At 69.1% G+C, this 24,057-nt stretch carries 25 protein-coding genes; 10 read left to right on the top strand and 15 right to left on the bottom strand.

Annotated features, from left to right (window positions below; all coding sequences use genetic code 11):
• Positions 1-73 precede the first annotated feature (73 nt).
• On the bottom strand, positions 74-556 hold the full coding sequence (locus KBX00_RS01105) for an NUDIX hydrolase (protein WP_210822308.1): 483 nt from the start codon (positions 554-556) through the stop codon (positions 74-76).
• Between the two features lie 229 nt (positions 557-785).
• On the opposite strand from KBX00_RS01105, the gene KBX00_RS01100 reads away from it, so the two are divergent.
• The 3 genes from KBX00_RS01100 to KBX00_RS01090 are packed head-to-tail and all read left to right on the top strand — an operon-like array spanning position 786 to position 3,368.
• Positions 786-2,123, top strand: a complete 1,338-nt coding sequence (locus KBX00_RS01100; protein WP_307867925.1) for a helix-turn-helix transcriptional regulator — start codon at positions 786-788, stop codon at positions 2,121-2,123.
• Entirely contained in the window at positions 2,120-2,830 is a 711-nt protein-coding gene (locus tag KBX00_RS01095) for a 2'-5' RNA ligase family protein (protein WP_210822306.1), read from the top strand. The genes KBX00_RS01100 and KBX00_RS01095 overlap by 4 nt, the downstream gene beginning before the upstream one ends.
• Entirely contained in the window at positions 2,817-3,368 is a 552-nt protein-coding gene (locus KBX00_RS01090) for an NUDIX hydrolase (protein WP_210822304.1), read from the top strand. Before KBX00_RS01095 ends, KBX00_RS01090 begins: the two co-directional genes overlap by 14 nt.
• A gap of 128 nt (positions 3,369-3,496) precedes the next feature.
• On the opposite strand, the gene KBX00_RS01085 is transcribed toward KBX00_RS01090, so the two are convergent.
• The 5 genes from KBX00_RS01085 to KBX00_RS01065 all read right to left on the bottom strand — a co-directional run bounded on the left by KBX00_RS01085 (position 3,497) and on the right by KBX00_RS01065 (position 9,307).
• The gene (locus KBX00_RS01085; protein ID WP_210822302.1) at positions 3,497-4,888 is read right to left on the bottom strand and encodes a UDP-glucose/GDP-mannose dehydrogenase family protein; all 1,392 of its coding nucleotides are present in this window, start codon (positions 4,886-4,888) and stop codon (positions 3,497-3,499) included.
• Between the two features lie 201 nt (positions 4,889-5,089).
• Positions 5,090-5,701, bottom strand: a complete 612-nt coding sequence (locus KBX00_RS01080; protein ID WP_210822300.1) for a GTP cyclohydrolase II — start codon at positions 5,699-5,701, stop codon at positions 5,090-5,092.
• Entirely contained in the window at positions 5,698-6,576 is an 879-nt protein-coding gene (locus KBX00_RS01075) for a class I SAM-dependent methyltransferase (RefSeq protein ID WP_307867924.1), read from the bottom strand. The genes KBX00_RS01080 and KBX00_RS01075 overlap by 4 nt, the downstream gene beginning before the upstream one ends.
• The gene (locus KBX00_RS01070; RefSeq protein ID WP_210822299.1) at positions 6,573-7,862 is read right to left on the bottom strand and encodes a hypothetical protein; all 1,290 of its coding nucleotides are present in this window, start codon (positions 7,860-7,862) and stop codon (positions 6,573-6,575) included. The genes KBX00_RS01075 and KBX00_RS01070 overlap by 4 nt, the downstream gene beginning before the upstream one ends.
• Positions 7,859-9,307 carry an FAD-dependent oxidoreductase gene (locus KBX00_RS01065; RefSeq protein WP_210822298.1) on the bottom strand — a complete coding sequence of 483 codons (1,449 nt, stop codon included), beginning with the start codon at positions 9,305-9,307 and terminating at the stop codon, positions 7,859-7,861. The genes KBX00_RS01070 and KBX00_RS01065 overlap by 4 nt, the downstream gene beginning before the upstream one ends.
• Before the next feature lie 367 nt (positions 9,308-9,674).
• Here KBX00_RS01065 and KBX00_RS01060 point away from each other — a divergent pair, with 367 nt between their 5' ends.
• Positions 9,675-10,409 carry an HAD family hydrolase gene (locus KBX00_RS01060; RefSeq protein WP_210822297.1) on the top strand — a complete coding sequence of 245 codons (735 nt, stop codon included), beginning with the start codon at positions 9,675-9,677 and terminating at the stop codon, positions 10,407-10,409.
• On the opposite strand, the gene KBX00_RS01055 is transcribed toward KBX00_RS01060, so the two are convergent.
• Positions 10,406-11,674, bottom strand: a complete 1,269-nt coding sequence (locus tag KBX00_RS01055) for a helix-turn-helix transcriptional regulator (RefSeq protein ID WP_210822296.1) — start codon at positions 11,672-11,674, stop codon at positions 10,406-10,408. The genes KBX00_RS01060 and KBX00_RS01055 overlap by 4 nt on opposite strands.
• A gap of 188 nt (positions 11,675-11,862) precedes the next feature.
• Here KBX00_RS01055 and KBX00_RS01050 point away from each other — a divergent pair, with 188 nt between their 5' ends.
• On the top strand, positions 11,863-12,450 hold the full coding sequence (locus tag KBX00_RS01050; RefSeq protein ID WP_307867922.1) for a CYTH domain-containing protein: 588 nt from the start codon (positions 11,863-11,865) through the stop codon (positions 12,448-12,450).
• Between the two features lie 73 nt (positions 12,451-12,523).
• Here KBX00_RS01050 and KBX00_RS01045 read toward each other — a convergent pair whose 3' ends face one another.
• The 7 genes from KBX00_RS01045 to KBX00_RS01010 form a co-directional block, all read right to left on the bottom strand.
• The gene (locus KBX00_RS01045; RefSeq protein WP_210822294.1) at positions 12,524-12,982 is read right to left on the bottom strand and encodes a PPC domain-containing DNA-binding protein; all 459 of its coding nucleotides are present in this window, start codon (positions 12,980-12,982) and stop codon (positions 12,524-12,526) included.
• Between the two features lie 84 nt (positions 12,983-13,066).
• Positions 13,067-13,774, bottom strand: coding sequence for a creatininase family protein (locus KBX00_RS01040; protein WP_210822293.1), 708 nt, complete (start codon positions 13,772-13,774; stop codon positions 13,067-13,069).
• Positions 13,775-13,794: 20 nt separating this feature from the next.
• Positions 13,795-14,607 (bottom strand): endonuclease/exonuclease/phosphatase family protein, encoded by an 813-nt coding sequence (locus tag KBX00_RS01035; protein ID WP_210822291.1) that lies wholly within the window; start codon positions 14,605-14,607, stop codon positions 13,795-13,797.
• 15 nt (positions 14,608-14,622) lie between these two features.
• Positions 14,623-15,222 carry a dTMP kinase gene (gene tmk / locus KBX00_RS01030; protein WP_210822289.1) on the bottom strand — a complete coding sequence of 200 codons (600 nt, stop codon included), beginning with the start codon at positions 15,220-15,222 and terminating at the stop codon, positions 14,623-14,625.
• Positions 15,219-16,322, bottom strand: coding sequence for a radical SAM protein (locus KBX00_RS29015; protein WP_301547120.1), 1,104 nt, complete (start codon positions 16,320-16,322; stop codon positions 15,219-15,221). The genes tmk and KBX00_RS29015 overlap by 4 nt, the downstream gene beginning before the upstream one ends.
• Positions 16,319-17,290, bottom strand: a complete 972-nt coding sequence (locus tag KBX00_RS01015) for a phosphotransferase (RefSeq protein ID WP_210822286.1) — start codon at positions 17,288-17,290, stop codon at positions 16,319-16,321. Before KBX00_RS01015 ends, KBX00_RS29015 begins: the two co-directional genes overlap by 4 nt.
• Positions 17,287-17,874 carry a metal-dependent phosphohydrolase gene (locus KBX00_RS01010; protein ID WP_210822284.1) on the bottom strand — a complete coding sequence of 196 codons (588 nt, stop codon included), beginning with the start codon at positions 17,872-17,874 and terminating at the stop codon, positions 17,287-17,289. Before KBX00_RS01010 ends, KBX00_RS01015 begins: the two co-directional genes overlap by 4 nt.
• Positions 17,875-17,910: 36 nt before the next feature.
• On the opposite strand from KBX00_RS01010, the gene KBX00_RS01005 reads away from it, so the two are divergent.
• Complete coding sequence (locus KBX00_RS01005; RefSeq protein WP_210822282.1) at positions 17,911-18,357, top strand: hypothetical protein; 447 nt, start codon at positions 17,911-17,913, stop codon at positions 18,355-18,357.
• Here the strand turns inward: KBX00_RS01005 and KBX00_RS01000 are convergent.
• On the bottom strand, positions 18,347-18,958 hold the full coding sequence (locus KBX00_RS01000) for a hypothetical protein (protein WP_210822280.1): 612 nt from the start codon (positions 18,956-18,958) through the stop codon (positions 18,347-18,349). The genes KBX00_RS01005 and KBX00_RS01000 overlap by 11 nt on opposite strands.
• Before the next feature lie 527 nt (positions 18,959-19,485).
• Between KBX00_RS01000 and KBX00_RS00995 the strand changes: the two genes are divergently transcribed.
• Genes KBX00_RS00995 through KBX00_RS00980 form a run of 4 tightly spaced genes read left to right on the top strand, consistent with a single transcriptional unit; the run spans position 19,486 to position 24,057 of the window.
• Complete coding sequence (locus KBX00_RS00995; RefSeq protein ID WP_210822278.1) at positions 19,486-21,795, top strand: nitrate- and nitrite sensing domain-containing protein; 2,310 nt, start codon at positions 19,486-19,488, stop codon at positions 21,793-21,795.
• Positions 21,792-22,202, top strand: a complete 411-nt coding sequence (locus KBX00_RS00990) for a roadblock/LC7 domain-containing protein (protein ID WP_210822276.1) — start codon at positions 21,792-21,794, stop codon at positions 22,200-22,202. Before KBX00_RS00995 ends, KBX00_RS00990 begins: the two co-directional genes overlap by 4 nt.
• The gene (locus KBX00_RS00985) at positions 22,199-22,795 is read left to right on the top strand and encodes an ATP/GTP-binding protein (protein ID WP_210822274.1); all 597 of its coding nucleotides are present in this window, start codon (positions 22,199-22,201) and stop codon (positions 22,793-22,795) included. The genes KBX00_RS00990 and KBX00_RS00985 overlap by 4 nt, the downstream gene beginning before the upstream one ends.
• A gap of 47 nt (positions 22,796-22,842) precedes the next feature.
• The gene (locus tag KBX00_RS00980) at positions 22,843-24,057 is read left to right on the top strand and encodes an ABC transporter substrate-binding protein (RefSeq protein ID WP_210822272.1); all 1,215 of its coding nucleotides are present in this window, start codon (positions 22,843-22,845) and stop codon (positions 24,055-24,057) included.

The following is a 24,057-nucleotide window of genomic DNA, read 5'->3' as shown; positions in this document are numbered from 1 at the left end:
GGAGCGGAGGTGTCCCGTTGGCGTCCCGGCTGGAGCAGCCGACACTTCGCCCTTCCGGGCGGTGGGTCTCCGGTCAGGTGACTCGGACGCCGTCTTCGAGGTAGTAGCTGCACCCGTCCGCACGGGCGTTCAGCGCCTCGGTGATCCGGCGGGTCAGCAACGGCGGTAGCCGCTGGGCGGCCTCTGGCGGGTCGGAGAAGGCCCAGCCCTTCAACTCGCCGGGCGGCACCACGATCCGTTCGTGCACGCGGGGGTCGAGGGTGCCGCCGTCGTAGATGACCATGAGGCCCTCGGTGCGCTGAGTGCGGGCCGGCACCCAGTCCACAACGAGCAACCGACCCGGTGCCAGGTCCAGGCCGAGTTCCTCCCGGCACTCCCGGATCGCGGCTTGGTATGGCGACTCGTCCGCCTCGACGCACCCGCCGGGAACTTCCCAGCCCGCCTTGTAGACCGGCTCGACCAGCAGAACCCGATCGTCCGCGTCGGTGATCAACAGCCCGGCGGCCATCCGCTTACGGGGCAAGCCAGCGGTGACGTCGCGGCGTTCGGAGGGCATGAAGGGACCGTAGGACGCCGGCCGGTCGACACGCCCGCAGCGCCGTGCGCCGACATTGTCGGCAGATGCCGACACAACTCCGACACCACCCGGACCACGTCCGCGTCACGGCCCCGCCCCGATGATGCCGGCACTGTGAACTGGCTATTCACCCATCGGGGGGCAGTCGCGCGGGGAGTCCGCCGGGTCCAGAAAGTGTCACCGGGAGCAGCTACGGTGTCGGCTCATCGTGACTGCGGCACCGGGGGTGGCAGCGATGGTCGACCACGACGAGATCGCCGCCGCTCGCCGCGCGCTCGGTCGCCACCTCGCCCACCTGCGTAAGGACGCCGGCCACACCCAGCACGGGTTGGCCCGGCTCGTGCGGTACGGGCGCAGTTCGGTGGCGAACACCGAGACCGGCCGCCAACATCCCGAGCGGTCCTTCTGGTCTCGCTGCGACGCGGTGTTGCGCACCGGTGGCGTGCTGACCGCCGAGTACGACCGCATCGCCGACGTGGACCATCAACACCGCCACCGCCCGGCGCCCCCACCCGCTGGCCCCAGCACTGCTACCGACGCGGGAGCCTTGTGGTGGGAGCACGAGGAGCGCATCACCGCCCGCCGGTCCGCGCTGACCGTGCCGGCCGATAACGACGCGCGGCTGGCGCACCTGGAGCACGAGGTGCGGCAGGCAATCAGTGACAACGAACGACTCCCGCCGGCCACGCTCGTGTCCCGGCTGCGTCCGCTGCGGGTCAGCGTCGACCAGCTGATGGCGGCCCGGCAGCACCCACCGCAACGCGCCCGGCTGTACACCGCCGCCGCCCACCTGTCCGGGCTCCTCGCCACCCTCGCCCTGGACCTGCGCGCCTTCCCGGTCGCGCGCGCCTACGCCGCCGAAGCTTTCGACCTTGCCCACGCCGCTGGGCAACCCGACACGCAGGCCTGGGCCCGCGCCACCCAAAGCTTGGTCGCCTACTACACCGGCATGCACCGCGACGCGCTCGCATTCGCCGAAGACGGTCTACGCCACGCCGGCGCCGGCCCGCATCGCCTTCGCCTCACGATCAACGGGCAGGCCCGGGCGCTCGCCCACCTCGGCGACCGCCGGGGTGTCCACCAGGCCGTGGACCGTGCGTTCGCCCTGCTGCTCGAACACCCGGCGGACGGGCAGGTCAGCACCAGCCTCACCCTCGGCCCGTACTGCCCGACCCGGGCCGCCGCCAACGCGGCGACGGCCCACCTGGTCCTCGGCGACGCCACCGGCGTCATCGAGGACCTCACCGCCGCCGTCGCGGCGTTCGACGCGGCGCAGCTGCGCGGTCCGCAGGCGCTCAGCCGCCTTGATCTGGCCACGGCCCACGCGCGGGCGGGCGACCTCGACCACGCCGCCGGGCTGGCGCTGGAAGCGCTCAGCCTCACCGCCGAGCACTGCTTCGAATCGGTCTACCAACGCACTCGTCAATTCCTCGCCGCCGCCCACACCTTCGGCCGTCACCCGCGACTACAGGACGTCGCGGACCTGTTCACCGAATTGACGCATCCCGGCAGCCCGCCACCACCGGGCCTACGATCGCCGACATGAGCAGCCGGGAACTGGCCAGCCTGCGGCAACGGTGGACCGCCTACCGGGACCTGACCGCACTCACCGAGCACTGGTACTGGCGTCCCGGCTGGCGCGCCGGCCGCCACTTCTACACCTGGCACCTCACCTTCCAGGAACAGCCCGACCTCCACCGCCTCGTCACCGACCTTCAACACCAGCTCCAGTTCCCCGGACTGGACCTGGTGCCGATCGACGGCCTGCACCTGACCATGCAGGGCCTCGGCTTCACCGACGAGGTGCCCGACGGCGACATCGAAGCGATCGTCACCGAAGCTCGGCAACGGTGCGCCGGCCTGCCGCCGCTGGACCTGTCCCTCGGCCCAGTCGACCCCGACGCCGAAGGAATCGGTCTGCTCGTCCGACCCTGGAGCTCCGTCGAACGGGTTCGCGCCGCGATCCGGGCCGCGATCGCCGCCGTGTGGCCGACCGTCCCCGAACCAGCTGACGGGTTCCGGCCCCACGTCACGATCGCCTACAGCGGGGCACCTGCCCCCACCGCCCCCATCCGCGCCAGGCTGGCCGAGTTGCGGGCCCTGCCCGCCATGACAGCGACGGTCAGCGAGGTGTCATTGATCGCCCTCCACCGGGAGCACCGCACCTACCGATGGTCGACCCGGACAACCGCGCCCCTGATCGGTCAGTGCCCTCAACGCGTTGAAGCGGAGGCAGGTCGTGGCGATCAGTAGCTCGGACATCTCTAGGGTTCTCTTGGCCTACCTTGAGTGCTATCCGGACGAGGCCGTGGCGCTGTCTGAGCCGGTGAAGCTGCTGGCTGAGGGAGAGGGATTCGCCTCGCGCCGAACCTTCCCGATGCATGTGACGGTTGGCGCTCTCCTGGTCCGCGGCGGCACCGAGGTGCTGCTTGTTGATCACCTCGCCTACGGGATCCTCCTCCAGCCGGGAGGACACCTGGAGCCGACCGACTCCACGTTGATCAGCGCGGCGGTGCGTGAGCTGGTAGAGGAAACCGGTGTTGATCCCAGCGAACTCGTCCCAGCATCGCAGATGCCGGTCTACGTCGAGTACGGCAGAGTTCCGGCGCGGCCGGCGAGGGACGAGCCGGAACACTTCCATCTCGACTTCGGCTACTCGTTCTTGACGGCGCAGGCGGACGTGGGGCGTATCCAAGAATCGGAGGTGGGAGGTGCGACGTGGTATCCCCTCTCCGTGGCTGAGCGGCTTGTCGGCCCTCGCATCGCGCGGGCGATGACCGCATTGACATGAAGCAATGACGGCCCAGTGGCCGTCACGTTACTCATCGCCGCTCATGCTGAGGCCGGCGGTTGCCCGACCGCGACAGGCAGACCGCCGGCAGAGTCGTACGCCGTCAACTTGCCAATAGGCCAGGACAATCAGGCCTGGGAGCGCGGTGGGATGGCGGGTGCGGTCATGGTCAGGTATCGGTAGCCGATTTCGGTGAGCCTGTCGGCGTCGAGGCAGTGTCGCCCGTCGAGGACGAGCGGTGAGCGCATGGTGGGGGCGAACTTGGCCCAGTCGAGATCGCGGTAGTGCGACCACTCGGTGGCGACCACGATGGCGTCGGCGTCGTCGAACACGTCTTCGACGCGATCGGCGAGGTGCTCGGCCAGGGTGGGCTGTTCGCGGCGGAAGCGATCGGCGGCGACGGGGTCGTGCAGGGTGATCCGGGCACCGCGTTCGAGGAGCAGATTCGCGATGTCGATGGCGGGTGAGTCACGCAGGTCGTCGGTGTCCGGCTTGAACGCGAGGCCGAGAATGCCGATCTTGCGACCCTTGATGATGTGGAGTTCGTCGAGGAGCCGGTCGACGACCTTGGTGCGCTGGCGGTGGTTGACGTCGCGGGCGGCGGTGACGATCGGCATGGCGAGGTGGTACTCGCTGGCGGTGGCGATGAGCGCTGCGGTGTCTTTGCCGAAGCAGGATCCGCCCCAGCCGATGCCGGGGTTCAGGAAGCGGGGGCCGATGCGGGCATCGAGGCCGGTGCCGCGGGCGACTTCGCGGACGTCGGCGCCGACCTTGCCAGCGATCGCGGCGATCTCATTGATGTAGCTGATCTTGAGGGCGAGGAAGGCGTTGGCCGCGTACTTGATCAGCTCGGCCGAGGCAAGGTCGGTGGAGACCAGCGGCACGGCGCTCATGCCGGCGGGGCGGGGCAGCACGGTGGGCGGGGTGAAGGACTGGTTGAGGATGGGTCGGTAGAGCTGGTTGAGGACGTCCAGGCTCTTCTGGTTGTCGGAGCCGATGACGATCCGGTCCGGGTAGAGGGTGTCAGCGAGCGCGGTGCCCTCGCGCAGGAACTCGGGGTTCGAGGCGACGGCGAATCGACCGTCGGGGCGGTGACCGTGGTGACGTTCGTAGGCCTCGCGCAGGATCGCGTCGACCCAGTTGCCGGAGCCGATCGGAACGGTGCTCTTGTTCACCACGACGGTGAAGTCGCCACGCAGGTGCTGGGCGACGCTCTCGGCGGCGGATCGCAGGTACTGCAGGTCGGGGTTGCCGTTGTCGAGTTGCGGGGTCTGCACGGCGATGAACACGACGTCAGCGTCGGGTACGCCGACGGCGTAGTCGGTGGTGAAGGTCAGGTGGGAAGAGGCCTGCTCGAGAAGCGCTTCCAGATGCGGCTCGTAGATCGGGCAGTGACCGCCGCGGAGGGTGTCGATCTTCTGCTTGTCGAGGTCGATGCAGGTGGTGTCGTGGCCCAGGAAGGCCAGGCTGACGCTGGTGGTGAGACCGACGTATCCGGTGCCGACAACACAGACCTTCATTGAGCGTTTCCTCTCGCCATGAACGATACCGACGCGTGGTGATCCGGATTGAGACGTCAGCAGTGCGGCTGACCAGCGCCTTCGGCGCGCCACCATTTTGCTGCGGTGAACAGCCGGCCTGAAGGCCGTGGCCCGCCTGCTGCCCGCCGGAATGATACCGACCGGAGGCGGGCGGCGGGTCGTGTCGGACTGGACATCGGGTCAAGAAGCGGCGGCTCCGCTGCTGTTCAGATGTCCGAGCAGGGTGTCCTTCTGCCCGAGATAGTCCCGGTTATCGGAGGTGACGAAACCGGAGAGGGGGACACGGTCGACGGTGATCCCGGCGGTACGGAGGGCGTCGATCTTGTGAGGATTATTGGTGGCGAGTCGGGCTGAAGTGACGCCGAGCCAGGCCAGGACGCTCGCGGCGGGTCGGTAGTCGCGGGCATCGGTGGGTGCGCCAACGGCGGCGTTTGCGGCAACGGTGTCGTAGCCCTGGTCCATGAAGGTGTAAGCGCGGATCTTGGCAGCAAGCCCGATGCCGCGGCCTTCGTGGCACAGCATGTAGAGCAGGATCCCGTAGTCGGATGCGCCGATCATGCGCAGGGATGTGGCCAGCTGGGGGCCGCAGTCACATTTGAGGGATCCGAGCAGGTCACCTGTGGCGCAGGCGCTGTGAATCCGTACCAGCGGATTCTGTTGGCCGGCGGGCTGAGGGCGGTGGACGGCGGCGAGCACCTCCTCGGGGCCGGTCTCGGAGCCGAAAGCATGGAGTTGGAATTGTCCGTACGCGGTGGGGAGGTCACAGCTGGCGAGCCGAACGGTAGTGGTCATCTCGTTTCCTTCGCAGCGGTGCTGTCGGGTGTGGGCTTGTGGGCGATGAGCAGGACGTGTTCAGACATGCCGAGGAGTGAGGGTTCTGCCTCGACCCGGCGGATCGCCCGCAGGAGGAGGTCGCGACGGTGTGGGTCGCGGAGGCGGTCGGCGAGGTCGGGCAGCAGTTTGGCGGCGCCTTCAACCGCGAGCAGGGCGTGCGGGCGCAGGCCTGCGGTGGTGGCTTCTGCAGCGAGACCATTCGGGTTGTGGAAGTAGCCGGTGGTGAACAGCCGTCGATCACCGGTCGGGTTGCGGTGTTGCCCGTCGCGAAGATGTCGGGCCAGGATCGCCTCCACCGCCGGGTCGTCGTAGAGGTTCTTGGCGAGGTACTCCCAGGTGGTGTAGTAGCGGGACGTCGCTGCGGCGGCGACCACGCCGCCTGGGACAAGTACGCGGTACGCCTCGCCCCAGGCGCGGGCGCGGTCAGCGGCGTTGGTGAGGTGATACAGCGGTCCGAGCAGAAGAACTGCGTCGCAGCTGGCGGAGCCGAGCGGCACCTGGCGCGCGTCCCCGCGCGAGATCGAGGCCAGCGGCGACTCGGCGCTGGCGGACGTGGTGGCGGCTTGCTCCAGGTGCAGTGGGACAGGGTCCACGAGGTGGACGCGGTAGCCGTCCGCGGCCAGCTGAAACGCGTACGCGCCAGGTCCTCCGCCGACGTCGGCAACAGTTCCGGCTGGGGGAAGGTGGCGGCCCAGGATGTCGCGGGTGCGCAGGTACTCGATGTGGCGGCGCGGGTCGCTCAGGCGTCCCTGCTCGGCCCCGTGGGCGTAGAAGGCGAGGACCTCCGGAGTGATGCTCGCCGCTGAGGTCACGTCGGGCGGATGGAGATTCACGCTGCTGCCTCCGGCGCGCCATGCTCCAGATCCGCGAGGAAGCCGTCCTGGAACTGTCGACGCAGGCGGGTCTGCTGCGCCGACATGATCGGGCCGCGGAAGCGGTCGAGGATCGATGCGACGCTGCCGCCGATCGCCGGGCTGCTACCGATGGCGCTGAGCAGCTTGAACTGCATTACGAGGTAGACCGGCGGACATTCACGCGAGCTGCCAAGTCGCGCTGGGGACCAGAATCCGAGGTGGTAGTCCAAGCCAGCCAAGGTCAGGCACCGGTTCGCGAGATCCATGTTCGTTCGCAACAGGGCCATCTCGTGGGCGGTGATGTCCCGGAGTAACGCCCTCAGCATCACGAGACCTTGCCGGCCGGGTTCGGACAGCCAGGTGAGGTTGTTCAGATTCGCCGCGACCTGGCCGGGCGGCAGCAGCCCCGGCCGAGTCCACGGGGGCGACGCCGCCGGGCTGCCGGTGAAGCACTCCCGCAGCTGCGCGTACGCGCCGGTGGCCATCTCATGAAGTTGGACGAGAAGGCGCGCGCAGGCGGTATCGAGGAGGAAGTTCCAGTCCGGAAGAGCGATCTTGAATCCGACTGGGCCACCAGCAGCGGACAGATCTGCGTCGCCCGCGAGGTGGCAGCCGGCGGGCAGCGGCTGCGTACGGGATGCGTCACGCATGACCTGGGCGGCTAGGTGCGCGATGGGGTCCACCAGCGCCCGTCGTCGGTTGAGGTCGCCTACCTCGCCCAGCGGCACGATCGAGGCGTCGCGGTAGGCGGCAGCCGGCCAGCAGTTGAGGTGCCAGTGCATCCGCTTGTCCCACCACTGCCCGTTGTCGCGGTCGACCGTGTACGGGTCGTGGTTCGTGCCGATCATGAGCTGCGCCCCGTCGAGGTCGAACCGGCGCCGAGTCGAGGAGGCGTCGACGTAGCCGACGAACTGCCTACAGAACCTCAGCAGCGCCGTCAGCATGGCCTCGGGGACATCGCTGACCGACGACGCGATGACTCTGTCGTCGCCGACCGTGGCAAGCAGCATCATGTCGTAGACGCTGTGCGGGAACGCCTTGTCGATGAACGCGAGCCGGTCCCCGGATCGTCCGGCGGGATATTCGTGCAGGATGTTGGCGCCGTAATGGTCGCGGTAGTGCGGGCTGAGGTTGCGCACGTCCGGTGGCGGCGCGGCGAATCTCGGCATTGGAAGGCTGGGAATGACCGGCAACGTCATCGCCGATGCCGGGTAGAGCGGCCCGAACCGGTCCGCGACCAGGTGACGAGTCGTGACGGCGGTCATGCCGGCATACCGGTCGCGATGGCGTCGCCGGCGGCAACGCCCATCATGGCAGCCTGCACGATGCCCTGGGCGATCCCTGCGGCGTCTCCGACCACGTAGATCGGCAGGCCCCGCACCTTGCAGTCCTCGTCGACCGGGACCCGGTCCCACAAGAACTCGACCTCAGGCCCGATCACGAGAACATCGTCGACAAGGTCATCCACGGACAAGCCTGCGCCGGCGTGGTCCAGGATCGAGCCCATGACCCGGCGGAGGCTCTCGATAAGGCTGAGGTGCTCGGCGTCGGTGAACAAGCTGTCGAGCCGGGCGGTAGTCAAGTCCTTGACGGACGGCTCGAACGTCACTGCCGCAGCCAACTCCGGCCAACGACGCGGCTCGGTCGTCTTGTTCATGAACGCGCGCAGACTCTGCGCCACCGGCCGGCCTCCGCTGAGCCGCCAGTAATCGGACAGGATCTCGTCCCGGACTTCGGTGCTGGTGCCGGGTCTGGCGAGCTGGCACAACAGGCCGAAGTTGGCTGCCAGTGAACGTTCCTCCGGAAGGCGTTCAGTGGTTTCGTGCCCGTCGAGAGTGATCACCTCCCGCCCGAAGGAGCGCTGGTAGTTGGTGAACTTGATCCGACCACCGTTCGGGCCGCCGCAGAAACAGAACGTCTTCGTCTTACGGTCCACCCGCTCCAACTGGGTGATCTTCAGATCGGGGTGCTCGACGCCGATCGCGGCCAGCACCTCGGTCCTCGTCTCGAGACGCACGCCGAGCGACATGTCCGGCGCGATCGTCTGCACCCCGAATGCCGTCAGGAGGTTGTGAGTGCTGGTCACCCCGTGTCGGCCCGTGGCCAGCACCAGCCGTGCCGTCTCGGCGGTGACGAGGCCACCGTGGGTCGCTACCGTCAGCGTCAGGCGGTCCCCCTCCAGGGCGGCGGTGACAAGTTCCGATTTCTCCCAGACGGTCAGAGCGTCGTTGCGGAAGCCGTGCAGCGCCGTGAGCATGTCCCGAACCTGCGTCTCCCCCAAGACCGCGACCGGGTACTCCCGGATGGCCAGGCCGTTCCCGGCGAAGGCCTTGATGACTGGCGCGCCGAGTCTCGTGCCACTCAGAATGGGCGGCTCTGGCAGTGGAGCGGTCAGGAACTGGAACGCGCGCTCGCACAGTTCGTCCGCGCGGTCCTCACCGAAGTGATCGATCAGGCGGCGGCCGGACGGCAGCAAGCTCAACTTCACCCCGTCTCCGTAGTGCACACAGCCGCCACAGCCACTGATCACGTTGCAGATCCCGGCGCACCCCGTGCAACGCAGCCCTCGGTCGACCGGGCACGGCCGATTCCGCATCCCCCGCCCGGCCTCCAACAGCAGCACCCGCAGGCCCTGGGCCTGGCGCACGACCTCGTGGGCACAAGCCAGACCACCTGGGCCAGCGCCGACGACGACGACATCGAAGAACATTGCAGACATTCCTTCCAACAGTCGCAGGCGATCGGGAGCGAACAGCCATCCCCGCCGCCGGACGCGCTGCATGTCCGTGGCTGAATCAGCAAATCGGCAGCAGCCGCGGCCAGCGCGATGATCACCACGTAGGGCAGCGAAGGTGCCGTCTGGACAGCGATGCGCGGACGATCCGCCCGGGGCCTTTCGGGGAAGGCTCACTCACCGTCGCCGACGTCGGGTGTTGTCGGACAGGCATGTCATCGGACTATGACAATCCACCGACACCCGCTGCCGCGACCGCATCCACCGCTTGGCCTTTCGGTCCGACCGCGAACCCGGAGCGCTCGGCAGGGTTAGCTGCTCGTGCCCGTGCGACGATGGATCTATGAACCACAGCAGCGCCGGCTTGGTCATCTGGGACGTTGACGGGACGCTCATCCCCGCGGACTTGCGTTGGCTGACGCGTGCGATCGCTCGTGCGTACGGCATCGCGCAGTCCGAGGTTGTCTTCCCTGACAAGAAGGTGCATGGGTATACGGACGAGTCGATCGCCGTGGACACGGCGATCGCTTCGGGCGTGGACCCGTCATCTGCGGAGGCGGGCATACCCGCCTTCCGTCAGGCCATCGCCGCGGTCATGCAGGAGGGTCGGCAGGAGTTGGCTGAGGTCCAGCCGCCGTATCCAGGTGCAGCGGCGAGCATCGCGAAGCTGCACGAACGTGGCTTCATCCAGACCGTGCTGACCGGCAATCTGCGTTCGGCCGCCGAGGTGAAGCTGGACGTGGCGGGCTTGGACGATTTTCTTGATCTTCGCATCGGCGGGTTCGGATCGGACGCGCGAGATCGCTTCCAGCTTCCGGCAGTCGTAGCTCAGCGCTACTCGGCGGTCTACGGTGACCCGCTCGATTCCGCTCGAGCGATCGTCATCGGGGATGCGCCCAACGACATCGCTTGCGCACGTCACGCCGACTTTCGCGTCGCTGTCGTCGCTCACCGGCTTGGGCGTCGAGAGCTGGCGTCCTACGAACCTGACGTGGTACTCGACAGTCTCGACCCGACGACGGTGGCGGCAGCCGTCAGTTCGCTGTTGAGTGCGGGCGGGACGCCGGCTGCTCGTTAGGCGGCCATCTGCTCCTCGAGTTCGAGGACAAGCGGCTCATCGCGCCATCGGTCCAACCGTTGTCGAGCTCGTTGGGCTCGAGCGATGCCTCGATGGTTTCCACCGGCTTTCAGCTGGTCGTAGGTGGCGCCAAGCAAGGTGCAGGATTGTTCGAGTTCGCCGGCGTCGGCGTAGGCGCTGGCGAGGTCTACGGCTGCCGCCAACGCGACGTTGGCGTTGGCGTGGTCGTGTTGCAGCATTTGTACCGCACTTTCCAGCACGGTCACCGCTTGGTGGGGCTGACCGAGAAGGAGATGGCACGTGCCCGCGTAGACGTGGAGGCGGGCGCTGCTCCAGTCGCTGTAGAGGCCAACACAGTCGGCGGGTGACAAGTCGTTGACCGCTTCTTCTGCCCGCTTCAGGGCCGCCGTGGCCTCGCGGGGAAGTCGCAGGGCCGCGAAGGCTTGGGCCTGCTCGGCAGCTACTCGCGCCCGTGCGGGTGGACTGAGATCGGTGGACGCACGGGCGGCCTCATCGAGGAGCCGCAGGCCGATCATGATGTCACCGTCTGCGTCAATCAGTGTGGCAGCCTCCGAGTGGAGGTTGCTCTCGAAGATGCGTGCCGTTGCGCTGATCCTGCGGCTGCCCAGCCTGTCGCCGAGCTGACGGGCATAGGCACAGTGAGCGAGCGCGAGGGCACGGTTGCCTTGCGCGCTCCACAGCCGGCTGGCGACGATCGAGGCTTCGGCGAGCATCGCTCCGATATCAGCGCGGATGGGAGCACGACCCGCTTTGCGATACAGCGTCGACAGGCAGTCACGGTGGGCCTCGATCAGACCCAGTAGCGCGTCGGGTGACACGGCCTGGCGCTGCTGGGCCAGCATGCTGGTGAGCGTGGAAAAGCTGTTCCACTCGCCCACCAGGTAGTCCGTTCCCGGCGTGCGGGCGAGCGCCTCCGCAGCGGTGGAGGACGAGGGCTCAGCAGCCACGTGGCACGCCGTAGGGGCGGCCGTGCCGCTCAACACGTGCCGGTTGCTGGCGAGCCGGATGCGATCGTATTCCCGGACCAGTCTGCCCCCGGTGCCCAACACCTCGTCGCTTCGGGCCCAGAAATCGCGGCCCACACGCTGTCTGCCGGTCTCCACGTTCGCGATCGTGCTCCGTCCATAGCTCACCCGCGGGGCGTACGTCTCTTGCGTGTAACCAGCGGCTTTGCGGCTGCGGGCCAGCATTTGGCCAAGAGCGATCCATGCCTTGGCCACGTCTTGTGGTGGCACGCTCGACATCAGCAGCTCCCGATGGGTACGAACGCTCGCGCGAGGCGAGGCAGGTTGGCGTGGGAGCACTGTAGTGCAGGTCTGTGATGCGCCAGCTACTCAGCGGCTTCATCCAGCACTCTTCCGACAAAGTTCCGACATTGGCCTCGCGGTCGTCCGAACTCGCGTGACCTCCGATGCTCGTATGCTCCCTACTCGTGACCCACGAGCCGGCCAACAATGATCATGAGGTTGAAGCCAAGTATCGCGTCGACGACCTGCAGAGGTTGATCACGGCGCTCGCCCGGCGGCAGGTCGTATTGACGGAGCCGTCGGTCCAGGACGACCAGGCGTACGCACCAGCCGGCTGGTCGTACGGAATGTCGAAGGTCGGTGTTCCGTTTGCGCGTCTGCGCACGCAGGATGGGCGCCATCTGTTCACCGTGAAGAAGCCGATCGACAACGAGATGGCTTGCCTGGAGCACGAATGCGTGATCTTCGACCGTGACGCGATGCACGCTGCTCTAGCGACGATGGGTTGGGTGCCAACCGTACGAATCGTCAAGCAGCGCCGAACCGGCGATTGGGACGACGCGACGGTATGCGTGGACGTCGTCGACGGGCTCGGCGCGTTCGTTGAGGTGGAGCGGGTGGTCAGCTCCCGGCACTCGGGTGAACAGGTGCAGCACGGACTCGACGCGATGATTCGCTCACTCGGCGTGCCAGTACTGCGGGTGGCGGACACCTACGACACGTTGATCTGGAATCTGACGAGCGCGGCCGTGAGGTCGTCGGCCCCGGTCTGAGGTGGTCGAGTCCAAGGCTGTTGCCGCCCCGGCTGTGACGGCTGGAGACCTGGGCCCCCGCGCTCGACTGGCTTCAGGGGAACTGCAGGAGTGGAACGTCGTAGAGGTCGGTTTGGCGAACGCGCGTCATCGGTGGCTCGAGAATCTCCACGATGATCATTTCGGTGAGGAACTGGACAGTCGCGGCGAGCAGGTGGCTCGTGTGGGCGGTGGCGCTGTGCGCCTTTAGGCCCACGGTGAGGTGGATGTGCGGCTGGATGGTGTCGGTGCCGGGGTCGTAGGCGAGGGTGCCGCCACCGAGGGCCTCGATGTTGGTCACATGGACTTTGGACCAGACCGGCGCGTCGGGGTTGTCGAGGCGTTCACAGGTGCCGACGATGTCCGCGGCCGCGAGGCCGGCGATGAAGGTGGGGATGTAGCCCTGGCGGATGTCGTGGGCGCGGCAGGTGCGGTCGAGGGCGTCGTAGAAGTCTTCTCCGTGGTCGAATACCGCGACGATGGTGCGGCCGGGGACGACTTCGTGGCTGCGCAATGTGGGCTCCTTCGAATTTCGGCCGGCACGCGGTGAGAGCTGGGTGCCGCCAGGAGGATCGTGTCGCGTGGCGCGAGTGTTGGCCTATTGACGGGTGAGCGTGGTGAGGGTGTCCGCGAAGCTGCGGGCAAGGCTGGCCAGCACCGCCTGCCCCTTGGCGTCAGTGGCCAACGATGGTTGCCCGACTACTCCGGTGCTCGTGTAGGCAGCCAAGCCGAGCGTCAGGAGCTGTGGCCGTTCGGTGAGGTGATCGGCGGTTTCGAAGTCCGGGCCGACGGCATCCGGCGCGGCGTGGAGAAGGATCGACGTCTCGATCTCCCCGGCGTGCATGTCGTCGTGGGTGGTGCTGTGTAGTCCGGCGTCGCGGCGTGCTTGGTCCCAGTCCTGTCGACCTGGGAAGAGCGCGAGGCGTGGCCCGTCAGTGTTGGCCTCTTGGACGATGTTGGACAACACATAGTTGCCGCCGTGCCCGTTGACGAGAACGAGACGGTCGATGCCTTGCCCATGGAGGGACGCCACGACGTCGTTGATGATGGCGGTGAGGGTGGTCGAGCTGAGACTGACAGTTCCTCGCCACGCGGCGTGCTCGTGGGAGCAGGACATAGTAAGTGGCGGAAGCAGGAACAGGTCGTAAAGTTCCGCGAGCGCGGTGGCGATGGCGCTGGCCACGATCGTGTCGGTGGCGAGCGGTAGATGCGAGCCGTGTTGTTCGAAGCTGCCGATGGGCAGGACCGCGACCGCCGCTTGGCGGCGAGCTTCGTCGGCCGCCGTGGCGATCGTCCAGAGGGTCACGCGCCTATTCTGCCGCTCGTCTAGGAGAACGTACGGGACGTCAAGCAAGCCACGACGTTGCTCGTACCGGCCCCCCGACCACCGGCGGCCGGTGCGTCGATGTCGGCGCTGTGCGCCAAGTGGTCGGTGAGACCCTCAAGGCGAGGTTGGTTCAGGTAGGCGGCGGCTGCCAGGTGAGGCAGTAGCCCAGGGCCGGCGTGGAGGTAGTCGAAGCGATATCCGTTTCCGGCACGGCCGATCCAGCTGTGTGTCTGCACGTCGGGGTGCAGAGTCCGGTGGACGTCGCAGAGCCCGAGTAAGGCGAGGGCGTCGAGGAAGTCGTACTCGAAGGGTCGGAAGCCGGGGTAGCGGGGTTGGTGGTCGCGGCTGATGACGTTGTAATCGCCGCCGACCACCAGATGTGCGCGGTCGGTGGTGGGCAGTCGCGCCAGGGTGTCGGTGACGGTGGCGAGGAAGGTCCGCTTCTTGGCGAGCTTGGCCAGTGCCCGGTCGCTGGAGGGGACGTAGAGGCCGAGGATCGTGACGGTGGGGTCGGTGCCGAGGATGACGGCGGGGGCCCGGCCAGGCAGGCTGACGCCCGCGGTGAGGTGCGGGGCTGGGCGGGTGGGGATGCGGCTGGCGATGGCGCAGCCGCGGTCGCCGTCAGTCGAGGGCTGGTGAGCGATGGACATCCCGGCTGCCCGCAGGCCGGTGAGCAGGTGCCGGGTGCCGGGTCCGTTGCTGGTTTCGGTCAGGATGATCACGTGATCATCGCGTTGCAGCAGCCAGGTCAGGAGCTTCTGCGCGCGGGCGAGCGCGGCGGCCTGCACGTTGAGCGTCAGGATGGACAGCACGGTGAGCCTCGCTGGTCAGGGGCCGTCGGCGGCTAGCAGGGTGAGAATAGTGTCCACGACCTGTTCGGGGTTGAGGCCGTGGCAGGCGACGACGTGTTGGCGCCACTGCTGCCGGTGCAGGTGGGTGGCGGCGTCGCGGTAGAGGGCGAGTTCTTTCTCGGGTGAGCCGGCCACTTCCAGCCTGGTCAGGTGCGCCCTGGCTGCCAGTCGGGTGCGGATGACCTCTGGGTGGTCTTCGAGGTAGATGACGGTGGCGGGCAGGACGTAGCGGTTGTAGGACCAGATCTCGCCGAGGTCAAGGCCGTCGATGCGTTGCAGCACCAGCGAGGAGGCGACGTACCGGTCGGAGACGACATGCAGTCCGTCGTCGAGCCGGGGGATGATCTCCGTTTCGATGTGCGCGGCGCGGTCGGCGGCCAGAGCGAGGGCCAGTGCCTTGCCGTGCAGGAAGGATTCCTGGCGGCGCAGGAGCTGGCCCAGGGGCGTGCGGGTGGGCTCGCCGGTCAGGTGGACCCCGGCCGGTCCGAGTTCGGCGAGGCGGTCGGCCAGAAGGCGGGCGACGGTGCTCTTGCCGACTCCGTTCGGGCCCTCCACGGCGATGAACAGGCTGCTCACCCCTTGGCCAGGGACAGCGGGAGCAGTCGACGACCGGATGGGTCGGTGACGGGGCACTGCTCGGTATCGACGTCGCCGATGCGGCCACCGGTGGCGATGACCGCGGCAGGGCAGCCCTTGCCGCACTGTCCGGCCAGCGCGCAGGAGCCGCAGGTCGGGTTGGCGCCGAGCCGGTAGCGGCCATGGAAGTCGTAGGCGTCGAGGCCGGTGACAACCTCACTATCGAGGATGTTGCCGGTGAGGAACTCGGTATCGCGGTGCGCGGAGGCAGGCGTGCGGGCGGCGAAGACCAGGTAGGGGCAAACGGCGACCTGCCCGTCAACGAAGACGTAGATCAGTTTTCCCGCGTCGCATCCGCCCAGCGGCAGGCCGTCGTTGGGGAACCGGATGCGCACGAGGTCGACGTGGCCGGCGAAGCGGTCGGTCACGGCCGTGATGGCGTCCATCGCCGCCGTGGTGGCAGCGAGCTTACTGCGGCTCTTCACCCCCCGTCCGAAGGAGGACAGCGGATTCATCAGCACGTACTCGGCGCCGACGTCGACGGCGAAGGCGCACAGGTCAGCGAACTCCTCCGGCACGGTCAGCGCGTTGGGCGTGGACAGCAGGCCCTTGAGGAGGCCGGCATCGGCGAACTTGCGGGTGGTGGCGACGGTGGTGGCGAACGAAGACCGGTCGCCGCGGAACTTGCCGTGACTGTCGGATCGGAACCCGTCGAAGGACACGTTGACGTGAACGTTGCCCAAGGCGGCCAAGGCGGCGATGTCGGCGTCACGCGTCAGCGTCGCGTTGGTGCAGATACCCACCGGCAGTCCCTGATCGGCCACCGCCTGGCACATGGCGATCAGGTCGGAGTGGACGAACGGCTCGCCCCCGGTGAGCGTGAGGCGCTCGACTCGGGCATCGAGCAGCCGGGGCAACACTCGGGTGGTGAAGTCGCCCAGGGACAGGTCGGACCCGACTGCGGTCGAGGAGACAAAGCAGTGGGCGCAGTGCAGGTTGCACCGTTCGGTGATCTGCACCAACGCCTTGCGGCCATCCCCGCCGACGGAGGTGCGGAAGTAGCAGGACGAGGCGTGGGTGTCCACGATGAGGCGCTTCATGAGGGTCTTCCCGCGGTAGTGAGATGAACTCCGGACGCGCCAGACGGGGCGGCGTCGAGCAGTTGCGCGGCAGCGTGCAGTTGGCGGTGCACGACCTGGGCGTGAGAGCCATCGGTGTGGGGCTGGTGGTGGCCTGCGGCGGCTGTGGTCAGGAACCACCAGGCTGCCCACACGCGGTGCCATCCCAGCGCCCACTGAGCTGCCGGCAGTTCGCCGCGGTCGGAGTGGGCGTCGGCGCTGCCGCCAGCCGCGACGTAGGCGCGGATCAGGCGGGTGAGTTGAGCGGGGTCTGGGGCGTTGCGGGTGCCGAACCAAGTGGCGAGGTCGAGCAGGCCGGGTCCGGTGAAGGCTTTCGCCCAGTCGACGAGGCGGCATCCCGTGCGGCTGATGTGCAGCGAGCTGCGGTGGAACTCGCCGTGGCACAGCCCGAAGGGCTCTCGTTCGGTGCCGTCGGCGCGCCGGCCCGCCACGGCTTCCAGCCGCCGCAGCAGGTCCTCGATCGTGCCCGTGTTGAGGAAACGCCCTTGGCGGTGTAGCGCGTCGAGTGCGGCCAGCGCCTGCTCTGGAAGGCTTGCCAGGGTCTGCTGACCGAACGCGGGCAGCGTGGGCATCGCAGGGATGGTGTGGACCGCGCGGGCGGCGGCTGCGGCCTCGGCCGTGGTGGGCGGCCGGATGGGGTCGCCGAGGTCGTCCATGAGCATGCCCAGCGCCTGTGGACGTAGCGTGTAGCCGTGCAGGTGGGGCACGGCGGCACCGTTTTCGTTGAGGGCTCGCAGCACGGCGGCTTCGCCGGTGAACGGTGATGTGGCGAGCTTGCAGATCACGCTGCTGCCGTCGCCCAAGTACAGGCGCTGCACTGTCGACAGTTCCCACTCCTGGATGACCTGCCCACCGGTCTGTTGATGGCCGGCGGCGGTGAGGAGGTCGCGGCGTAGCTGGTCCGCCAGCGCGGCATCTATGGCGATCACGTTGTGCTCGCCGTCTGGATGGTGGTGGCGGCTCGCTCGAGCAGTGCCAGCGCGGTGTCGAGGCGGGCCGACATCCCCGCCGGCAGCCGGGGGTGGGCTGCCTGGTGAAAGGCCCGGAAGTGCGGTAGCAGCGTGAGCAGCGCCGGGCGCGTGCTGAGGAAGTCGGTGACGTTGCCGCTGGCATGTGCCCGTCGCAGCAGCGATGTCAGCGCGACGATCTTGTCGGCGGTCGACGCCAGCAATACCGGCAGGTCGTCGACGCGGATCGGCGGGTTCGGCATGTCGAGGGCCTGGTGCTCGGCCTGCAGGGCGGCGATGATCCGCGGTACCTGCGGGCCGTAGGTGGCGGCGAGGAACTGGTAGATGTCCGGTGTGCGGGGCGCGAAGTCGGGAGTGTCGTGCAGCAGCGCTGCGGCTATCAGATCCGGGTCCGGGTGCGGTACATGCTCGCCGATGGTCACGGCGACCCGGACGGCGTGGGCCAGTGCGGGGCGGTCGTCGATGGTGTGTCCGGCGCACCAGCGCTGGGCGTCGCGTAGGGCGCGGTCGACGGTGGCGGCCCGGGGAGGGGATAAGACGGTCATGGCCTGATACCTCCTGGTTGCCGTAGCATCGGCGCCATGTCCGGGCCGCTACCGCAGTGGTGTGAGCAGACGTGCGTGGTGTGTCCCGCCCAGCAGCTCGGGCCGGGCCAGTTCGACGTCGTCGATCGGCCCGGACCCGAGTTCGCCTACAACCCGGACATCGGATGGCGAGTCACCACCGAAGGCGTCGCGGTGTGTGTGCACCCGTACCGGGTCGGACTGCCACCGGGCCGATACGCCTCACGCGGCGAACCTGTCCCCGACCAGACCCCACGACCGGCGCCGACGCCCGCCTCCCTGGTGTTGCCTGCCGAGCTGGTGGATCTGGAAGGCTGGCTCGTCGCCGTGCTGCGCGACGCCCCGGAAGAGCAGATCTTCGGTGCCGTCGCCCGCGCCGAGCGCCTCGCCGCAGAGAGGTTCGAGCCGAAGCAGGTGGTGGCAGCGATGCGGCGGGTGCTGTCGGTGGAGCTGGCTAACCGCTGACCCCGACCGGCGCGGTCGCCGGGTCCGGTCGGTCGAAGTCGAAGTCGTGGCTGCGTCCGTCACGTCCGAGGCCCGCCGCCTGGTAGTGGGCGTTGAGCTGATCCAGCCGACGGGTCACCTCGGCGGAGTCCAGCCAGTACCGCAGCGGCTGCGGCCCCCAGCCGGCGGCGGCGTAGTACGCGTCGGTCAGGCAGCCACGGGTGTAGGTGAACTCCTCCAACTCCGTGGCGTGCGGGAAGGTGACCCCGAGGTCGCGCTGCATCCGGGACATCAGGGTGAACTGGGCGAGCACGGCGTGGATCATCTCGTCGACCGGCGCCGGCACGAGCAGCTCCGCGGCTTGCTCGTCGCCGCCGGTGAGCTCGAACACCGCGGCCTTGAGCGCGAGGACCCGCATCGCTTCGGTCAGCAGCGGGCCGGCGTCCCGGTCCAGGGACCAGCGGCTGATCGCTGGGTACCCGGTGAATGTCGCCCAGCAGCTGGAGTACTTCATCGACGAGCTGCGGAGCCGCTCGGACGACGAGTGGCGTGTGATCAGGTCGAGGATCTCGGCGGCTCGGCGACCGACCTCAGCCGGTTCGGGCATGGTTCGTGGGGCCATGGCACATCCCTCCTACGGGAGCGTTGGGCACAGGCAGGCGAACCAGCCGGCGGCCGGATCGCCCGTCACCGCTGTCCGCGCCGCTGGCGCTCACGGTGATGCCCCCATTAACGGCCGCGTGCGCGGATGTCGATAACCCGATGCCCTGACCTCTGACAAAGCTCCGACATTGACCGGCCCGGACATTGGGCGGCCTCGACGGGGTCAAGCCGCGGTGCAGCGCGTCGGTAGGCGATGTTCGCCGGCCATCCCAGGCGCGCTGGCCGCCATCGAGTAAGGGCGGATTGTCGGCGGATTGTCAGACGTGCACGGCGAGCCTTACCGACATCGACGGTCTTCGCCTTTAGTCACTCTCGTCGCCTACGACGCCTGGGTTATGCCCCGGCCCGTCGCAGAGCAAGACCGTAGCGCGGACGACCGCGCCAATTCGCCGGACTGCGGGAAGGACTGCTGTGCCTGTCGCTCGGAGGCTTGCGCTCCTGCTGCTCATCCCATTGGCGGCGACTCTGGTCTTCGCCTCATGGGGTGTGGCATCGACGAGCCGTCAGGCGCGCAGCGCCGACCGCCTGCAGTCGCTGGTGGCGGTGTCGGCCGCGGTGGGTGAGGTGCTGCACGAACTCGACCGGGAGCGGCAGGTCGCCGGCGGGCTGGTCGGTGATCCGGCGGGCGGCCTCAACGGTTATCTCGAGCAGGTCACGGCATCCGACCGGGCGGTGGACGCCTACCGGCAGCGCCGCGGTGAGCTCGCTGCTTCGGACTCGGTCAGCCGTTTGGCGGGGCCGTTCGATGAGCAGCTGCGGTTGCTGCCGGTGTTCCGAGAGCAGGTCAAGGCGCGGTCGGCGTCGTTGACGGCGGTGCTGGTGCGGTATCGGGCGGTGCTCGCGCAGGGTCTGGCGGTGCGGGAGACCGTGGGTCAGGTCGGAGGTGCGGACGGCGCGGTGGCCGACCAGTTGCGGGTGGCGGCGGCGTTGTCGCAGGCTGGGCAGTACGCGGGTATCCAACAGGCAGCGGTAGCCGCCGGCAACGGCGCCGTGGTGTCGCAGGCGGTGCAGCGGGAGCTGGCCGCGACCCGTGCCGGGTACGACGAGGCGTTGCTGGCGGTGTCGCAGCGGTCGTCGGCGCGGTGGCGGTCGTGGCTGGACCAGGCGCTGTCCGGGCCGCAGGTCCTCGTGGCGCAGCGTCTCGACGACGAGGTCGCCCGCACTCAGGTGGGTCAGCGGTTACGGGTGAACGCGTCCCGGTGGGCTGCGGCCAGTAGTGAGCGGCGCGACCGGCTGCACGAGGTGCAGACCCGCGTCGACGCGGACATCGCCGCCGAGGTGGGGCGGCAACGCCGACAGCAGTGGATGACCACGGGTGTGCTGTCGGCGGTCGCCGTGGCGCTGACCGTGGCCGCCGCGGTGCTGGCGTGGCGGCAGGGTCGGGCGTTGGCGCGGCGGCTGCGGCGGGTGCGTAACGCGGTGACCCGGGTCGCGGAACGGGACCTGCCGGACCTGGTCCGCCGGGTCGACGCGGCGGATCCTGCCGACCCGGCGTCGGTCCCGCCGCCGCCTTCCGCGCTGGCACCCGGAGCGGCGCGGGACGAGGTGGACGAGGTGGCCGCCGCGTTCGACACGCTGGCGTTGAACACCTACCGGATCTCGACGGATCTGGCGCGGCAGCGGCGGGTGGCCGCCGGTGCGGTGGAGGCGGTGGGGCGGCGGTGTCAGGGGATGACGCACCGGCTGCTGCGCGAGTTGGACATGGCCGAGCGGGACGAGAAGGACGCCGCGACCCTGGCGACGTTCTTCGCGGTGGACAGTCTCGCCGCACAGTTGCTGCACGCCACACAGAGCCTGTTGGTGCTGTCGGGACGGTCGTTGGGGGCGGTGCACCCGCAGCCGGCGGAGCTGGTGACGGTGGCGCAGGCGGCGCAGGGCCGGATCCAGGAGTACCGGCGGGTGCGGCTCGGGGTGATCGACGAGCGGGTGCTGGTGCCGCCACCAATGATCGACGACCTGGTCCATCTGTTGGCGTCGCTGCTGGACAACGCGACCCGCTACAGCCCCGGCGACGCGTCGGTCACCGGGCATCTGCTGGGCAACCGGGTGATCATCCAGGTCACCGACACCGGGTCCGGCATCAAGCCGGACCTGCTGGCCCGGCTCAACGCCGAGCTGGCCGAACCCGCGCCGATGATCGAGGTGGAGCACATCCGGCGCCAAGGCCTGGCCACCGTCGCGCTGCTGGCCTCAGCACATGGGCTGCGTGTGCGGCTGCTGCCGGGACAGCCGCATGGCACGGTCGGGGAAGTCGAGATCCCCGCCGCCAAGCTCCTGATCAGCGTTCCCGAGCCGGCCGCGCTGCCCACCGGCCCGATCGCCGGCCGACGTGCTCCCGGCGGCACGCCCGCGTCCACCCTGACCCTGCCCGCGCCCACGGCGGCACCGGCCGGGCGCGGCGGCTCGGCCGCGCTGCCCACCCGGCGCCGGTCGTCCACCCCGAGCGCGGCGGACGGCCCTACCCAGGCGCTGCCGGTGATTCCGGCGCCCCGCCGGGCGACCGAGTCGGAGTCGACGCCGGCCTACGACGAGACAGCCCGACACCTGCTGGCGCCGGCGTGGTTCGTCGAGGGCGCCCCGGTGCACATGCCCTCCACCCCTGCGCGCGGGCTACCCGGACAGGACGCCACCACGGCCAACGGCCTGCCGAAGCGGCAGCCCATGTCCGCGTTCACACCTCCGCCCCTACCCGCTGCCGACGCGCCGGTCCGCTCGATGGATGGCCTGGCCCGTACGGCGGGGGCCTACCAGCGCGGCCTTGAACGCCGCTTTCCCCAGTCGAAGGGCCAGTCATGAGCGATCTGAGTTACCTGCTGAACACCAACCTCGTCGCCCGCGTGCCGGGGATCAGCCGCGCCGTGGCCGTGTCGGCCGACGGGCTCCTGCTGGCCTGGACCGACGGGCTCAACCGGGACGCCGCCGAGCGCCTCGCCGCGGTGGCGGCCGGAATGAACAGCCTGCTCAACGGCGCCGCCCGCGACCTGTCCGCGGGCGGGGTGCGGGGCAACCTGACCGAGCTGGCGCACGGATTCCTGATTCTGGTGGCAGTGAGCACCGGCGCGTCGCTGCTGACCCTGGCCACCCGCGATGCCGACCTCGCGTTCGTCACCGAGGAACTCGGCCGTTTCGCCGAGCAGGCCGGCGACCAGCTCACCCCCGCCTTCGCCGGCACACTCTCCACCGCGGCGGCCGGCCGGCGATGACCGCACCCGCCCTCACCGTCCGGCGACCCGCCGGTGGGCCGCCGAGCCTGAAGATCGTGCTCACCGGGCCGTTCGGCGTCGGGAAGACCACCCTCGTCGGCGCGGTCTCCGACATCGCACCGGTCACCACCGAGGCACGTATGTCCGCCGGCAACGCCGACGACACGTCCCACACGCCAGCGAAGACGACCACCACGGTGGCGATGGACTTCGGCCGCCTCGACGTCGACGGCGTCACCGTCTACGTCTACGGCACCCCGGGCCAGCACCGCTTTTGGTTTATGTGGGACGCGATCGTGCGCGGCGCTGCTGGTTCGGTGGTCCTGGTCGACACCCGCCGGCTGCAGGACTCGTTCCGGCACCTCGACTACGTCGACAACGTCCGGCTGCCCTACGTCGTCGCGGTCAACCAGTTCCCCGGTGCCCGCTCCTACCCCGCCTCGGCCATCCGTGAAGCCCTCGCCCTGGCCGCGAACGTGCCGATCGTCGACATCGACGCCCGCGACCGCGACAGCGTCCGCCGGCTGCTCATCGCCCTCATCGAGCACGTCATCACCCAGACCACGCCCCGCTCGGCGGTCGCTCAGCCCTGAGCACCCGCGGAACCCAACGCATCACCCCTGACGAAGGAGCATCTTCGATGTCTGATCCCCGGCCACACCTGCGACGTCGACTCGCCGCCCTGACCGCGGCCGGTCTTTTGCTGACCGGCGCCGCGTGTACCAGCACCGCCACCGACTCTGGCTCGGTCCGGGTGGGGCTGCTGGTCTCCCTGTCGGGCACCTACGCCGCCGTCGGCGAGGACATGCAGCGGGGCTTCCGCCTCTACCTCGACACACACGACGGCAAACTCGGAGGCCGAAAGGTCGACCTGGTCGTGGCCGACGAGGGCGACGGCCCCGCCACGGCCGTCCCCGCCGCGCAGAAGCTCCTCGAACGCGACCAGGTAGTCGCCCTGACCGGGCTGGTTGGCGGCGCGACGGTCGACAAGGTGCAGACCCTCACCACGCAGCGGAAGGTCCCCCTGCTTGGCGCGAATGCGCGGCCGGCGTTCGCGCCGGTCGGCGGCAAGCCTCGCGACCTGGCCTACACCTGGCACACCTCCTACAACTCCGACGAGCCGGGCATCGCCATCGCCGAGTACGTCAGGGCGCAGGTCGGTGACGGTCAGGTGTACGCGATCGGCCCGGACTACCAGGGCGGATACGACGAACTACGGGGTTTCACCGACACCTTCACCCGCCTCGGCGGGAAACTCGCCAACCCCGACGGGAAGACGCTGTTCACGCCGTTCCCGGCGACGGAGAACTTCCTGCCGTACCTGAACAAGGCCGCCGAGACCAGACCGAAGGCCGTCTACACCTTCTACGCCGGGGCCGCGGCGGTGGCGTTCGTCAAGCAGTACGCACAGTCCGACCTTGCCGACGTCCCGCTCTACGCCGCCGGCTTCCTGACCGAAGGATCCGTGCTCACCGCGCAAGGATCAGCGGCAACCGGCATCCGCAACGTCCTCAACTACAGCCCCACCCTCGCCAACCAGGCCAACCAGGACTTCGTCGCCGCCTGGTCCGCCGCCGGCCACCCGGGCCAGCCGACGACCTTCGCGATGGCCTCCTACGACGCCGCCGCCGTCCTCGACCGGGCGCTGACCGCCGTGAACGGCGAGGTGAGCGGGGAGAAGCTCAACGCCGCGATCGGGCAGGTCGGGCGGGTCGTCTCCCCGCGTGGGGACTGGCAGTTCGACCCCACAGAGCACCGCCCGGTGCAGCGGTGGTACCTGCGCGAGGTCCGCAACGACGGCCCGGTGCTGTCCAACGTCCTGGTGCAGGACCTCACCACCCTGCCCGCCAGCTGA

The sequence above is a fragment of the Micromonospora sp. C95 genome (assembly GCF_018070465.1).
Lineage (GTDB): Bacteria > Actinomycetota > Actinomycetes > Mycobacteriales > Micromonosporaceae > Micromonospora.
Note: the sequence above shows the minus strand (reverse complement) of the source record. Positions and strands in the feature narration are given on the sequence as shown.

Coding starts and splice junctions, on each gene's coding strand:
- KBX00_RS01105 (WP_210822308.1), bottom strand. CDS start 556: ATGCCCTCCGAACGCCGCGACGTCACCGCTGGCTTGCCCCGTAAGCGG.
- KBX00_RS01095 (WP_210822306.1), top strand. CDS start 2,120: ATGAGCAGCCGGGAACTGGCCAGCCTGCGGCAACGGTGGACCGCCTAC.
- KBX00_RS01085 (WP_210822302.1), bottom strand. CDS start 4,888: ATGAAGGTCTGTGTTGTCGGCACCGGATACGTCGGTCTCACCACCAGC.
- KBX00_RS01080 (WP_210822300.1), bottom strand. CDS start 5,701: ATGACCACTACCGTTCGGCTCGCCAGCTGTGACCTCCCCACCGCGTAC.
- KBX00_RS01070 (WP_210822299.1), bottom strand. CDS start 7,862: ATGACCGCCGTCACGACTCGTCACCTGGTCGCGGACCGGTTCGGGCCG.
- KBX00_RS01065 (WP_210822298.1), bottom strand. CDS start 9,307: ATGTTCTTCGATGTCGTCGTCGTCGGCGCTGGCCCAGGTGGTCTGGCT.
- KBX00_RS01060 (WP_210822297.1), top strand. CDS start 9,675: ATGAACCACAGCAGCGCCGGCTTGGTCATCTGGGACGTTGACGGGACG.
- KBX00_RS01055 (WP_210822296.1), bottom strand. CDS start 11,674: ATGTCGAGCGTGCCACCACAAGACGTGGCCAAGGCATGGATCGCTCTT.
- KBX00_RS29015 (WP_301547120.1), bottom strand. CDS start 16,322: ATGAAGCGCCTCATCGTGGACACCCACGCCTCGTCCTGCTACTTCCGC.
- KBX00_RS01010 (WP_210822284.1), bottom strand. CDS start 17,874: ATGACCGTCTTATCCCCTCCCCGGGCCGCCACCGTCGACCGCGCCCTA.
- KBX00_RS01005 (WP_210822282.1), top strand. CDS start 17,911: ATGTCCGGGCCGCTACCGCAGTGGTGTGAGCAGACGTGCGTGGTGTGT.
- KBX00_RS01000 (WP_210822280.1), bottom strand. CDS start 18,958: ATGGCCCCACGAACCATGCCCGAACCGGCTGAGGTCGGTCGCCGAGCC.
- KBX00_RS00990 (WP_210822276.1), top strand. CDS start 21,792: ATGAGCGATCTGAGTTACCTGCTGAACACCAACCTCGTCGCCCGCGTG.
- KBX00_RS00985 (WP_210822274.1), top strand. CDS start 22,199: ATGACCGCACCCGCCCTCACCGTCCGGCGACCCGCCGGTGGGCCGCCG.
- KBX00_RS00980 (WP_210822272.1), top strand. CDS start 22,843: ATGTCTGATCCCCGGCCACACCTGCGACGTCGACTCGCCGCCCTGACC.